The sequence below is a fragment of the Amycolatopsis decaplanina DSM 44594 genome (genome assembly GCF_000342005.1).
In the GTDB taxonomy this organism is placed as follows: domain Bacteria; phylum Actinomycetota; class Actinomycetes; order Mycobacteriales; family Pseudonocardiaceae; genus Amycolatopsis; species Amycolatopsis decaplanina.
Genome location: NZ_AOHO01000069.1, coordinates 166,618 through 179,447 on the forward strand (window position 1 = coordinate 166,618; position 12,830 = coordinate 179,447).

14 protein-coding genes and 1 riboswitch are annotated in these 12,830 nt (G+C 69.5%); of the genes, 10 read left to right on the forward strand and 4 right to left on the reverse strand.

The features are described 5' to 3' along the window. Position 1: 1 nt before the first annotated feature. Positions 2 to 109, reverse strand: a riboswitch (TPP riboswitch). Between the two features lie 30 nt (positions 110 to 139). Next, on the forward strand, positions 140 to 805 hold the full coding sequence (gene thiE, locus H074_RS27985; RefSeq protein WP_007033438.1) for a thiamine phosphate synthase: 666 nt from the start codon (positions 140 to 142) through the stop codon (positions 803 to 805). 72 nt (positions 806 to 877) lie between these two features. Here thiE and H074_RS27990 read toward each other — a convergent pair whose 3' ends face one another. Then, complete coding sequence (locus H074_RS27990; protein ID WP_007033439.1) at positions 878 to 1,588, reverse strand: hypothetical protein; 711 nt, start codon at positions 1,586 to 1,588, stop codon at positions 878 to 880. A gap of 149 nt (positions 1,589 to 1,737) precedes the next feature. On the opposite strand from H074_RS27990, the gene H074_RS27995 reads away from it, so the two are divergent. Further along, positions 1,738 to 2,676 (forward strand): threonine ammonia-lyase, encoded by a 939-nt coding sequence (locus H074_RS27995; RefSeq protein WP_007033440.1) that lies wholly within the window; start codon positions 1,738 to 1,740, stop codon positions 2,674 to 2,676. 120 nt (positions 2,677 to 2,796) lie between these two features. Here the strand turns inward: H074_RS27995 and H074_RS28000 are convergent, their stop codons facing one another. After that, positions 2,797 to 4,314 carry an MFS transporter gene (locus H074_RS28000; RefSeq protein WP_039923545.1) on the reverse strand — a complete coding sequence of 506 codons (1,518 nt, stop codon included), beginning with the start codon at positions 4,312 to 4,314 and terminating at the stop codon, positions 2,797 to 2,799. A 91-nt stretch (positions 4,315 to 4,405) separates the two neighbouring features. After that, positions 4,406 to 5,161 (reverse strand): GntR family transcriptional regulator, encoded by a 756-nt coding sequence (locus H074_RS28005; RefSeq protein WP_005160527.1) that lies wholly within the window; start codon positions 5,159 to 5,161, stop codon positions 4,406 to 4,408. Between the two features lie 140 nt (positions 5,162 to 5,301). On the opposite strand from H074_RS28005, the gene H074_RS28010 reads away from it, so the two are divergent. Together H074_RS28010 and H074_RS28015 are read left to right on the forward strand one after the other, a co-directional pair. Next, a complete protein-coding gene (locus tag H074_RS28010; protein ID WP_039923573.1) occupies positions 5,302 to 6,345 on the forward strand; it encodes an SIS domain-containing protein in 1,044 nt (347 codons plus the stop codon). A 53-nt stretch (positions 6,346 to 6,398) separates the two neighbouring features. Then, on the forward strand, positions 6,399 to 7,355 hold the full coding sequence (locus tag H074_RS28015; RefSeq protein ID WP_007033444.1) for an N-acetylglucosamine kinase: 957 nt from the start codon (positions 6,399 to 6,401) through the stop codon (positions 7,353 to 7,355). Positions 7,356 to 7,439: 84 nt separating this feature from the next. Here the strand turns inward: H074_RS28015 and H074_RS28020 are convergent, their stop codons facing one another. After that, the gene (locus tag H074_RS28020) at positions 7,440 to 8,123 is read right to left on the reverse strand and encodes a DUF3159 domain-containing protein (protein WP_007033445.1); all 684 of its coding nucleotides are present in this window, start codon (positions 8,121 to 8,123) and stop codon (positions 7,440 to 7,442) included. Between the two features lie 272 nt (positions 8,124 to 8,395). Here H074_RS28020 and H074_RS28025 point away from each other — a divergent pair, with 272 nt between their 5' ends. The 6 genes from H074_RS28025 to H074_RS28050 all read left to right on the forward strand — a co-directional run bounded on the left by H074_RS28025 (position 8,396) and on the right by H074_RS28050 (position 12,820). Then, positions 8,396 to 9,235 carry an SGNH/GDSL hydrolase family protein gene (locus tag H074_RS28025; RefSeq protein ID WP_007033446.1) on the forward strand — a complete coding sequence of 280 codons (840 nt, stop codon included), beginning with the start codon at positions 8,396 to 8,398 and terminating at the stop codon, positions 9,233 to 9,235. 155 nt (positions 9,236 to 9,390) lie between these two features. After that, complete coding sequence (locus H074_RS28030; RefSeq protein WP_235096903.1) at positions 9,391 to 10,110, forward strand: OmpA family protein; 720 nt, start codon at positions 9,391 to 9,393, stop codon at positions 10,108 to 10,110. A gap of 7 nt (positions 10,111 to 10,117) precedes the next feature. Then, positions 10,118 to 10,558 carry a hypothetical protein gene (locus H074_RS28035; protein WP_007033448.1) on the forward strand — a complete coding sequence of 147 codons (441 nt, stop codon included), beginning with the start codon at positions 10,118 to 10,120 and terminating at the stop codon, positions 10,556 to 10,558. A 91-nt stretch (positions 10,559 to 10,649) separates the two neighbouring features. Continuing rightward, positions 10,650 to 11,126 carry a DUF6932 family protein gene (locus H074_RS28040; RefSeq protein WP_007033449.1) on the forward strand — a complete coding sequence of 159 codons (477 nt, stop codon included), beginning with the start codon at positions 10,650 to 10,652 and terminating at the stop codon, positions 11,124 to 11,126. Beyond that, positions 11,123 to 12,007, forward strand: a complete 885-nt coding sequence (locus tag H074_RS28045; RefSeq protein WP_007033450.1) for a hypothetical protein — start codon at positions 11,123 to 11,125, stop codon at positions 12,005 to 12,007. The genes H074_RS28040 and H074_RS28045 overlap by 4 nt, the downstream gene beginning before the upstream one ends. Positions 12,008 to 12,169: 162 nt before the next feature. Continuing rightward, positions 12,170 to 12,820 (forward strand): hypothetical protein, encoded by a 651-nt coding sequence (locus H074_RS28050; RefSeq protein ID WP_007033451.1) that lies wholly within the window; start codon positions 12,170 to 12,172, stop codon positions 12,818 to 12,820. The last annotated feature ends 10 nt before the right edge of the window (positions 12,821 to 12,830 follow it).

Consider the following 12,830-nt stretch of genomic DNA (forward strand, 5'->3'; position numbering starts at 1 on the left):
TCATTCAAAGACGCACGCTCCCTGCGCCGGCATGACCCGGATCAGGTTCCACGGTCGGAGCGGTCCCGGCTCCCTCTCAGCCCGTCCTCGGGCTCCCGTGCGGACCACCCCACCGTAGCGCGCGGGTACCGTCGCCGCCATGCCCACCCTGTCTGGTTCGCTGATCCGCGCCCGGCTCGCGGACGCCCGCCTGTACCTCTGCACCGACGCCCGGTCCGGCCGCGGCGATCTCGCCGAATTCGCCGACGCGGCGCTGGCCGGCGGCGTCGACATCATCCAGCTGAGGGACAAGACCGGCGGCGCCCCGATCGAGGCGAAACACGAGATCGCCGCCCTGGAAGTGCTGGCCGAGGCGTGCGAAAAGCACGACAAGCTGCTGGCGGTGAACGACCGCGCGGACGTCGCGCTCGCCGTCGGCGCGCACGTGCTGCACCTGGGCCAGGACGACATCCCGGTGCCGCTGGCGCGCCGCGTGCTGGGGGACGACGTGGTGATCGGCCGGTCCACCCATTCGGCCGAACAGGCCGAGGCCGCCGCCGAAGAACCCGGCGTGGATTACTTCTGCACCGGCCCGTGCTGGCCGACCCCGACGAAGCCGGGACGGTCCGCTCCGGGACTCGACCTGGTGCGCTCGACGGCCGCGTCCGGGACGACGCGGCCGTGGTTCGCGATCGGCGGGATCGACACCGAGCGGCTGCCCGAGGTGCTGGACGCGGGGGCGTCGCGGATCGTCGTCGTCCGGGCGATCACCGAGGCCGAAGACCCCGAAGCGGCCGCTCGCACGCTTCGCGCCGCCCTCTCCTGACGCAATTCGGCACCTGGTTGCGGTAGTCGGGGATGCGAACTACCGCAACCAGGTGCCGAATTGCGGAGAGGGTCAGGGCACGGGGGTGTTCGAGGCGGGAGCGGAGGGCGTGGTCGGGGGCGCCTGGGACGTCGAAGGCGTCGTGGACGGCGTCGTCGGCGGCGCCTGCGTGGTCGTGGGAGCCGTTGACGTCGTCGACGGGGTCGGCGTGGTCGACGGCGTCGTCTCGGGCTGGTTGTCCTGAGTCTCCGAAGGCGACGTCGCCGGCGGGGTGTCGTGCTTCTCCTGCCGCTCCTGGGCCTGTCCGCCGCCGATGATCTTCCCTATGGTCGTCCCGGTTCCGCCGCCGAAGGTCTTCCCGGTCGCGCCCTCGAAGCCGGTGATCGCGACGAGCGCCACCGCGAAGGCCACCACGCTGACGCCGGCGATCACCGCCCAGCGCGGTTTGAACTTCCGCCCGGACGGCTTCTCTTCGTCCTCGGACGGCTTCAACCGGACGGTCTCCTGCTCGCCCACGTCGAGCACCCGGCGCCGTCCCGGCACGGTCAGCACCACTCGTGCCTTCAGCGCCGCGTCCTTCGTCCGCTGAAGCGAACGCAGGTACAGCTCGCCGCCGAGTGTCGTGATCACACTCGCCAGCCCGGCGCCCGCCACCGTCCCGGCCACGCCGAGCGTGGAACCCAGCAGTGCCGCGGTGATCGCGGCCATCGCGGCCGCGGTCACCTGGATGATCCGGCCCTGCTTTTCCGTCTTTTCGGTCTTTTCCGAGGTCGCCTTGGTCATGATCCTGTTCTGCAGCTAGTCGGTCCTCACCCGTCCTAACGAATAAGGCGCACGGGATGCTCCCTTCGTTGTCCGCGCGTGAGGAGCGCCACGTCGTCCGTCCAAAAAGGACTGTCCACGGTTCGCAACTCCTTGACATAATCGGCCGTATGGACCTGGTATCGATCGAGGAAATCCGCGACGCGGCGAGCCGTGTCGAAGGCGTCGCGGTGCGCACACCGTTACTGGAACAAGCATGGGCGCCGTTGTGGCTCAAACCGGAAAGCCTTCAGCCGATCGGCGCCTTCAAGGTGCGCGGCGCCTACAACGCGATCGCCGCACTGGACGAAGATCAGCGCGCTCGAGGCGTCGTAGCGTTTTCCAGCGGCAACCACGCGCAAGCGGTCGCGTACTCGGCGAAGCGATTCGGGATTCCCGCGGTGATCCTCATCCCGGACGTCGCCCCGCGCGCCAAGGTCGAAGCCACCAAGGCGCTCGGCGCCGAAGTCATCGAGGTCCCGATCGACGCCCAGGAGTCCTCCGCGCTCGCCGTCGCCGACGAACGGCGGCTCACCATGATCCCGCCGTTCGACCACCGCGACGTCATCGCCGGACAGGGCACCGTCGGCCTGGAGATCACCGAAGACCTGCCGGACGCCGGTGTCGTGCTCGTCCCGCTCAGCGGCGGCGGGCTGGCCTCGGGAGTCGGCACGGCGATCAAGGCGCTGCTCCCCGGCGCGAAGGTCGTCGGCGTCGAGCCGGAACTGGCGGGCGACACCGCCGAGGGCCTGCGCGCGGGCAGGCGGATCGAGTGGCCGATGGACCTGCGGGCGCGGACTAGCGCCGACGGCCTGCGCGCCCAGCCGTCGGACCTGACCTTCGCCCACCTCCAGGCGGTACTGGACGACGTCATCACCGTTTCGGAGGAGGAGATCCGGGAGGCCGTCCGGACACTGGCGCACCGTGCCCGGCTGGTCGCCGAGCCGAGCGGCGCCACCGCGACCGCCGCGTTCCTCTCCCACCGCGACGCGCTGCCTCCGGGCAAGGTCGTTTCGGTCGTTTCGGGCGGCAACCTCGACCCGGCGACGCTGGCCGATCTGCTGGCTTGACGTGGCGGGTTCGCCGGATCTCGCGTGACTGAAGCCGGATCTCGTGTGCTTGCAGCCGGATCACGCGAGTTCCGCCTTCAAGCACGCGAGTTCCGTGTCTGGACACGCGTGATCGGGGGCCTAGCTCGCGTGCCCGGCCGGCCGGACGTGCGTCGGCGGCGAGTCGACCCCGCAGTGGAGACATTCACCGGGGTGCGGCGACTCGCCGGTGTCCGTGGTGTCATTCGCGGAAGGCGTGTCGAGGACACCGTTGTGGATGCCGAGCGCGATCAGCCCGCCCCCGATCGCCAGCGCCGCGCACACCAGCAACGCCGTCCGCCAGCCCGCCGTCAGCGCCACCGGATCGGTGTAGGCGGCGCCGGACAGTCCGGCGACGGCGGGCAGCACGGCGATCGCGAGCAGGCCACCGGACCGGGCGATGGCGTTGTTGACCCCGGAGGCGACCCCGGCGTACCGGTCCGGCGCGGCGGCCAGCACCGTCGCGGTCACCGGCGCGACGACCGTCGCCAGCCCGGCACCGAACACGACGACGGCGGGCAGCACCGATCCCAGATACGAAGATCCCGGCCCGACGCGCATCAACAGGAGCATTCCGGCGCCGACCAGGATCGGACCGGCGACCAGTTGCGTGCGCGGCCCGATCTTCTGCGCGAGCGCGCCCGACCGGCCGGAGAACAGCAGCATGATGACGGTGATCGGCAGCCCGGCGAGTCCGGCGGCGGTCGGCGAATAGCCCAGCGACACCTGCAACTGCATGACCATCAGCATCATCACGCCGCCGAGTGCCGCGTAGACGACGAAGGTCAACGCGTTGGCGAGGCTGAACGTCCGGTCGCGGAACAGTTTCGGGGGCACCAGCGGGTCGGCCGAGCGATGCTGGATCACCAGGAACGCTCCCAGCCCCGCGACGCCGAGCACGATGGCGACCAGGACGACGGCATCACCGAGGCCGCGTCCTGGCGCTTCGACCAGCGCGCCGGTCAGCCCTGCCAGCCCGATCGCGCCGACGGCGGCCGCGAGGAAGTCGGGATGCCCGGTCGCCTCCTCGTCGCGGGACTCGGGCACGTAGCGCCGGGCGAGCAGGACGCAGACGACGGCCAGCGGCAGGTTGATCAGGAACGCCAACCGCCACGACCACACCTGCACGAGGACGCCGCCGAGCAGCGGGCCGACCGCCGCCGCGATCCCGCCGAGGCCGGACCAGGCGCCGATCGCGCGGGCCCGGTCGTCGTGGGCGAAGGACGCTTGGAGGATCGCGAGCGAGCCGGGCGTGAGCAAAGCTCCCCCGATGCCCTGGAGGATCCGTGTCGCGACGAGCATCTCGGTCGTCGTCGCGGCGGCGCACAGCCCGGAGGCGGCGCCGAACCAGACGACGCCGACGACGAACATGCGGCGGCGGCCGTAGCGGTCGCCGAGCGATCCGGCGACGAGGATGAGCGCGGCGAGTGCGAGCAGGTAGCCGTCGAGGATCCATTGAAGGCCCGCGACGGACGCTTCGAGTTCTTCGCCGATCCTGGGGAGCGCGACGTTGATGATCGTCCCGTCGAGCATCGCCATGCCCGAGCCCACGATGGTCGTGGCGAGCACGCCGCGCGCCACCGGCGTCCCCCACCGAATCCCCGCCGCCGTGTCAGTCATGGGACGACTGAATCACGACGACCGGAACCGGGCCACCGCGAAATCGGCATGAATTCCGGGAAAGCGATCTTTCCCGGAATTACCTGACTCGTCAGGGAAGTAGTGTCGTGACGAACTTGTAACGATCACCGCGGTAGATCGCCCTGGCGAACTCGACCGGTTTTCCGTCGGTGGCGAAGGAATGCCTCGAAAGGAGCAACATCGGCATTCCGACGTCGGCGCCGAGCATCTCCGCTTCGTGGGGTCCGGCGAGGGCGGTCTCGATCGTTTCCTCGGCCCTTTCCAGCTCGACGCCGTAGTGCTCCCTCAGCACGGCGTACAGCGAGCCACCTGCGGAAACGTGTTTGCGCAAACCACGGAAACGACCGAGTGGGAGATGCGTGGTCTCGAGCGCCATCGGCTGCGAATCGGCCAGCCGGAGACGGCGAAGGCGAAGAATCTTCGCGCCGACCCGGATTCCGAGCAGTTTCGCCAGATCGGCTTCGACCGGCAGTTCGTCGATCTCCAGGAGCTTGGACGACGGTTTGAGGCCCTGCTTGCGCATGTCCTCGGTGTAGGACGACAACTGCAGGCGTTGCGCGAGTTTCGGCTCGGCGGCGAAGGTGCCCTTGCCCTGCACGCGGTGGAGCCTGCCCTCCGCGGTGAGGTCTGCGAGCGCCTGCCGGACCGTGGTGCGCGAAACGGTGAATTCTCCCGCCAGTGCCCGTTCCGTCGGAATCGGCGAGCCCGGCGGCAACGCGTCGAGCAGATCGAGCAAATGCTGTTTCAGCGCCCAGTACTTGGGTTCGCGCTGCCCGCGCATCCCTGCCGTAGCGCCCGCCTCACTCGCGGTGGTTGTCTCCAACATGACCGACTCCCTAAGCCTTCCCACTCGAACGCGCACCGTCCCCGCTAAGAAACGTACCCTTCACCACAAACGTCCATTCGGGCTAGCATTGGTCTAGACCTACTCGGGGGACGAAGTACGTCCCGGTGGAAGGGAACGAGATGACCGAACAGCGCCCCGGCGAGCACATGGCCGCGGAGATCTCCCAGCAACCCGCCATTCTGGCAGGAATCGTGGAGCGACAGGCCGAAATCGCCGAGGTGGCCGAAGCCATCTCCAAGCGCCCGCCCAGGTTCGCACTGCTCGCCGCCCGCGGCTCCAGCGACCACGCCGCCCTGTATGCGAAGTACCTGATCGAAGTACTCCTCGGTCTCCCCTGCGGTCTCGTCTCGCCCTCCACCGCGACTCTGTACGGCGCCCGTCCCGATCTGCGGGACGTTCTCTTCATCACAGTAAGCCAAAGCGGTGGCTCCCCGGATCTCATCGAGGTCACCGAAACCGCGCGTCGCCAGGGAGCGCTGACCGTCTCGGTCACCAACACCCCGTCCTCGCCGCTGCGCGCCGCCGCCGAACTCGGCGTCGACATCGGCGCGGGACTGGAAAAGGCCGTGGCCGCCACCAAGACGTACTCGGCCACCTTGCTTTCGCTTTACCTTCTGATCGACGCGGTCCGCGGCGGCAAGGGCGAGGACGCGGAGAAGCTGGGCGAGCTCGCACAGCAGACCCTCGACGGCTCCGTCGAAGGCGTGCAGCGCGCGGTGGACCGGTACCGCTTCGTCGACCGGGTGCTCACCACCGGCCGCGGCTACTCCTACGCCACGGCGCTGGAAGGTTCCTTGAAGCTGGCGGAAACCAGCTACCTCGCGGCCCGCGCGTACAGCGGCGCGGATCTGTTGCACGGCCCGGTCGCCGCGGTCGACGGTGAGACCGCCGTGCTCGCCGTGACGAGCCAGGGACACGGAGTGGGCGCGATGCAAGAGGTCCTCGAGGCCGTCGGCAAGCGTGGCGCGGATGTGCTCGCGGTGGGCTCCGCTTCGGCCGACGTCCCCGCGGCGCTGCGGATCGGTGTCGCGCCTTCCGCCGAGGAGGTCGCCCCGATCCTGGAGATCCTGCCCATCCAGCGGATCGCGCTCGGCCTTTCGCTGGCGCGCGGCGGTGACCCGGACAGCCCGCGCGGGCTGCTCAAGGTGACCAAGACCCGGTGAGTCACCGCCGACGTACTCTCCCCTGCGGAGGCGGCGGAGGGCACTGTGTAGGTGTGGACGCCGGAGGCACGTCGACGCGAGCGATCGTCGTCGACGCCTCCGGCGCCGTCCTCGGCACCGGGCACGCGGGTGGGGCGAATCCCAACTCCCATCCGCCGCATGTGGCCGCGGCGCGGATCGCGAGCGCGATCACCGGCGCGCTGGGCAGGCTCGACCCGGCCGCGACAGCGGCGTGCGTCGTCGGCATGGCGGGCGTCAGCAAGCTGAGTGATCCCGCTGTCGCGGAGATCTTCGAGGCCGCTTGGAGGGACGCGGGGATCGGTACGGTGCGGACGGTCCCCGACCCCGAGGTCGCCTACGCGTCGGCGACTTCGGCGCCGGACGGTTCGGTACTCGTGGCGGGCACCGGATCGATCGCCGGCCGGGTCCGCGGCAGGCGGATGGTTTCCACCGTAGGCGGCTACGGCTGGTTGCTCGGTGACGAAGGTTCGGCCTACTGGCTCGGCCGTGAAGCCGTTCGCTCCACTTTGGATGCGCTGGGCCGCGGCGGCGAACTCGGCCCGCTCGCGCGCGCCGTGCTCACCGAAGCGCTCGGACCGTCCGCAGTGGACCCCGCGAGCGACAGGGCACCGCTGCGGCGCGCGCTCATCACGAGCGCCAACGCCGAAGCGCCGATCCGGCTCGCCAGGTTCGCCCCGTTCGTCAGCGAGGCCTACCGCGAAGACGACCCGGCGGCGGACGAGATCACCACCCGCGCGGCCGCTCTCCTGGTGACGAATGTCATGACCGCACGGGATCCCGGCGAGACCACACCGATCGTCCTGGTGGGGGGCGTGTTGTCGCCGGACGGCCCGGTCGGGGCGAAAGTCCGCGCCGCACTGGCCGGGCTCGAGGTCCTGACCAGCACCGACGGCGTACTCGGCGCCGCGTGGCTCGCCGCCGTCGACGCGTACGGGGAAGGGGCGCCACGGCCGGTGCCATCCTGGAAAAACACCGAAAACGACCCCTAAAAGACCAAACCATCGACTCCGGGGCCGAACTCCGGGTACCGTAGGACCCGGCCCCCGGACCCTCCCCCCTCGCCGGGGGCCGCCTTATGTCCTGGGCAGCCCACCGGGCTCGGAATCCGAGGGATCTTCGTTTTCTTCCAGGACCCGCAGACCGGGATGCTCCGGCGGCAGCGCGCGGTACAGCACCCAGCCGCTCACGGCGACCGTCACCGCGACCAGCGGCCAGGACAGCACCGTCCGCGCGATGCCGAGCGCGACCACCTGCCCGCTCCACCACAGCGAGCCGTACACGACGACCCGCAGCGTGTACTGCAGGAAGACCCACACCCAGCTCGCCCGCGAATACGCGCCCAGCAGCGCGGGATCGCGACGCCAGCGGGTCTTCTGCCCGATGACGAGCCCGACCACGACGCCGAGCAACGGCCACCGGACCACGATGCTGGCCGCCCACAGCAGCGCGCTGGCCACATTGGACAGCAGCTGGATGAGGAAGAAGTCTTCGGCGCGGCCCGTGTGCAGGGCGATCAGCGCGGCGGCGATCACCGCGGCGAGGCTCACCACGACCGCGCGGGCCTTGTCACCGCGCGCGACGCGGTACACGCCGAGCAGCACGGCCACCCCGATGGCCACCCCGGCGCCCCAGGCGATCGACTGGCCGGCGATCAGCCAGCCCAGGACGAAGGCCGCGGGCGGGATGCTCGCGTCGATGGCGCCACGTCGCCCGCCGAGGATCTGGGCGAGCGACTCGCGCGGGGGTCGTGAGGTCACCCTTACAGCCTGCCGGATCCATGAGCCCGAACACCCGGGCGGGGAGACGTTCGCCACATACCGTGTCCGGTTTACGTCCACTTGAGGGGAATCTTCGCAGCACAGGAGTGTACATCCCGATAATGGAGATGCATGGACGTCCGAGAGAATAAGAGACTGTGTCAACGGGCTGAGCCATGGGTTTCGGCCAGGTGGGATTGCAGGGGCGCTCTCAGCTGTTAGTTGTGGTGTACAAGTACCACCGGGGGCACACGGACGGAAGGGGACCCAACGTGTACGGATTCGACAGCTATGTGGCGATCGGTGACAGCTTCACCGAAGGACTCAACGACGACCTGCCCGACGGCACCTTCAGAGGCTGGGCGGACAGGCTGGCGGAGATCCTGGCCGAAGGCAGGCCCGACTTCCAGTACGCGAACCTCGCCCTCCGCGGGAAGATGCTCGACGAGATCCTCGAAGAACAGCTCCCGATCGCCCTCGCGGTGAAGCCCGACCTGGTCACTCTGTGCGCGGGCGGCAACGACATCATCGTGCCCGGCGCGGACGTGGACGCCGTCGCCGCGCGGCTGGAGGCGGGGGTCGCCAAGCTGCGCGAGGCCGGGATCCCGGTGCTCATCTTCAACGGTCCGGACACCAAGTACCTGTCCGTGATGCACGTCCTGAGGGGGAAGGTCGGCATCTACAACGCGCATCTGTGGGCGATCGCCGACCGGCACGGCGCCAAGATGGTCGACATGTGGGCGATGGCCCCGTTGCACGACCGCCGCGCCTGGAGCGACGACCGGCTGCACTTCACCCCCGAGGCCCACCGGCGGATCGCGCTGCGCGCGGCCGAGGTCCTCGGCGTCCCGGTCGCCGACGACTGGCGTGAGCCGTGGCCGGCGTCCGAGGAGCCGAGCACCTGGATCACCTCCCGCCGCTCGGACCTCGAGTGGACGAAAGCGCACCTGCTGCCGTGGATCCGGCGTCAGCTCAAGGGCGAGTCCATGGGCGACGGCCTGTCCCCGAAGCGCCCTGAACTCGCACCGCTGCTCCCGTTGGAGCAGATCGAGCCGGCGGGCGTCTCCGTCCAGGCCGAGCAACTGCGGGAGATCCACCACCACGCGAGCTGAAGGGGACTTTCCCCTCATCTGGCGCCGCGAAGGGGCCCTTCACCGCATCGGATGCGGGGAAGGGCCCCTTCGGTCGTTCGGGACGTCACCCGAACGGGTTACGCCCAGGTCGGCGCCGGTTCGCTAACCGGCCGTACGCGGCTTAGAGTCCCTTCATGCCCGGTACACGCTGGAGCCGCTTGCTGCCTACAGCGCTGCTGGTCACGCTCGCCTTGACGGCGATCACCGTCTGGTCGGCCTCGGACGACATAGAGGCCGAGCTGACGGCGCGCGCGAAGAACGCCCTCGCCGACGTCGGCGTCTCCGGCGGCCAGGTGAGTTTCTCCGGCCGCGACGCGAACCTCACCGGTTTCCCGCCGGACAAGGCCGCGCAGGCGATGGACGCCATCCAGCGGATCGACGGGGTCCGGACGGTCGAGATCTCCGGCGACACCGCCCCGCCCGCGGGCCCGGTGACGACCAGCGGCGAGCCGTCGAGCCCGCCGTCTCCGCCGAGCCCGTCGCCCACCCCCACGCCGACTCCGGCCAAGCCGACGGACAAGGCCGGGTTCCAGGCCGAGATCGACCGCCTGCTGGCGGCCACGCCGATCACGTTCGAACCGGACACCACCGAACTCACCGCGGACGGCGAACGCGGCGCGCTGGAGATCGCGAAGCTGCTCACGGACGCACCCCGCGCACTGCGGTTCAGGATCACCGGGCAGGTGGCGACCGGTTCGGACAGGAAGCTTTCACTGAACCGGGCGCTGACGGTGGAGCGGCTGCTGGAGCGCAACGGGGTCGGACGCGACCAGGCGTACTCCACCCAGCGCAGGAACTCCGACGGCGCGAGCGGCGAGGGCCGCCGCGTCGACATCACGGCAGAACAGAGGTGATGGCCTGATGCTCTGGCTCTTCGGGCAGATCTGGCTCTGGCTGCTCATCTCGTTCGCCTTCGGCTGCGGTGTCACCTGGCTGCTGATGCGCGGCGAACGACGTGAGCGGCCTGCCGGGGAACCGGCGGCCCGCGAACCGGAGCACGCGATCGCGGTTCCCGCCGAGCCGGACCCCGAACCCGTGCCCGAGCTGCTCTCCACCGAACGGACGCAGTTCCTCCCGCCCGCGCGGATCGAGGACGACGACGAGCCGTACGACCAGGAGGCGGAAGGTCACCGCGAGGGTCAGCTGACGCCGGAACCGGTGCGGGCCCACCACCCGGACCAGCCGGAACCTGCCGCCCGCAACGGCGAGGGCGGGCAGGAACCCGAACCGGTCTGGCCGAGTGACGACGACTGGCCGCCCGCCGGGCGCACACCCGAGCACCGGCCGGGGCAGGGCAGCTAACACCCGCCTGGTAAATTCGGCTACGCACTGTGAGCGTGACGCCGGGTACGTTTCTTCGATCGAGAGCTCCGGCACACGAAGGAGGCTCCGATTGGCGCTCCCCTATTGGACGCCGCACAACCTGCTGCCTCCGGGCCGCCATCCCGCCGATCTGGCCGATGTCTACGAGCGGCTGGTCTTCGACGCGCCGCACCAGAACGACCGTGAAATCCTGTTCAGCGCCCTGAACAGTTACCTGGGCGTCGCCCGGCGGATCATGCCGACCGGCCGCGCGTGGATCGGCGGTGCTCTGACCGCGAGGACCCCGCACGCGCCGCAAGGACTCGACGTGGTGCTGATCCCGGACGAATGGGGCGCGCTCAAACGGCTCGACGACGCGGGCCGCTCGGCGCTGTACGGGCTGCTGACGTTGCGCGGGGTCATCGTCGGCCAGCCCGCCATGTATCTCGACCAGGTCCAGCCCGTCGGCGGCATGCTCGACGGTTTCCTCTGCCGCCCCGGCGACGAGGAGATCTGGGAGGAAGTGTGGGCATCTGGTGGCAGGGGAATTCCGGAAGTGATCTGGTGAGGAACGAATTCCGGCGTATCGCCGACGAGATCCCCGGCGGCACCTGGCTCGACGACCTCGCCCGCGCGTCGGCGATGGCCGCGTACGCGAAGTTCGAGCGGACGTCGCGTTCGCCGCTGCTTCGCGTGTCCGTGCTCGGCGAATCGCATCTGGACGCGTACACCTTCTCCGACATCAGCCGCGCGTTGCAGGACGCGACGGCGAAGATCGGGCACATCATCCGCAACCCGTCGGGCGAGGTGACCTTCGTCCAGCCCGCGGACCGGGAGAAGGCGCCGCTGATCCAGCGTGGCCAGGCGGGCAACGCGATCTTCTTCGGCTTCCCCGAACCGGCGCTCGACGACGCGCTCATCCACGACGGCATCGAGTCGCTGTCCGAACGCGCGGTCAAGGAACTGTGCGACTTCCTGCCGGCCAACGGCTCCGACGACGGCGCGCTGGACGCGGTGCTGCTGCAGCGCGACACCGTCCGCAACGCGGTCAGCGACATAGTCAACGCGGTCAGCAAACACGCCGGGATCGGCATGGCGCTGACCCCGACCGCGGGCGACGAACTGACCCGCAGCATGACCACCGAGCAGGCGAGGATCCTGTCCGGGAGTCTGCGCGAGTCGCGGGAGGCCGTCGGCTACGAGACGGTCAGCGGCAGGCTGGACGGTGTCCGCACCCGGCGCCGGATCTTCTACCTCGAACGCGAATCGGGCGGCACGATCCAGGGCGCGGTCGCGCCGGATCTGCTCGACGAGATCAAGGAGAACCTGGACCGGCCGGTGACCGCGCGGTTGCGCGTCGTGCGCACCACGACCATCGACGGCCGCCGCGGCCGCCCGGTGCACGAACTGCTGGAGATCACCCCGGAAGTCAGCCTGTTCGATCAGTGATCGGGTTTCCGACATTTCGGCGGTACCACAATTCTCGTCAGAAAATGTCGGTGACCGCTTGATCATCGTTGAATAGTGACTTTTTCCGGCAGGTAACAATTTCGGCCATTACCCCGAACGATGGGTTAACGTCTTCGGACGGAAGCCTCCGAAAGGGCATGTATGCCGACCGATCCACCTCTCCCGCACCCGCCTGCCACCCGCTACGGCCCTGGGTTCGCCGCGCACGGAACACGGCACCGCAAACCCAAGAACGGCCTGGTCATCGCAGGTTTCCTGGTCGGCGTGGCGGCACTCGGGGTCGCCTTCGTCCCGGTCGCGGGCATCGCCGCGTGGCCGCTCGCCGTAATCGGAATGACTCTTTCCGTGATCGGTTTGACCAAAATCAAGAAGGGCGAAGCGGACAAGAAGGGAATGGGGATCGCGGGGCTCGCGCTTTCGATCGCCGGACTGCTGTCCGCCGGCGGGTTACTGGTCTACACCAGTTTCTTCGCCACCGGCGAGTCGGGACTGCACATCCCGGCGGTCGCCGGCGACAAGAACACCGTCGAGTTCGTCGTCAGCGCCTCCGGCGGAGCGACCATCCGGTTCGGCTCGCTCAACGACCAGCGGACCGAGACGACCCCGGCCAGCACCGACGAATGGCGCGGCACTGCGTCCTTCAATTCGGGCGACTACCTGCTCACCGTCACCGCCGACACCCGGAACTCGTCGGTCAGCAACCAGATCGCCTGCACGATCCTGGTCAACGGCCAGAAGGTGGCGGAGAACAAGGGCCAGACCATCGCTTTGTGCACCGCCGGCACCGGCTGACGCACCACGC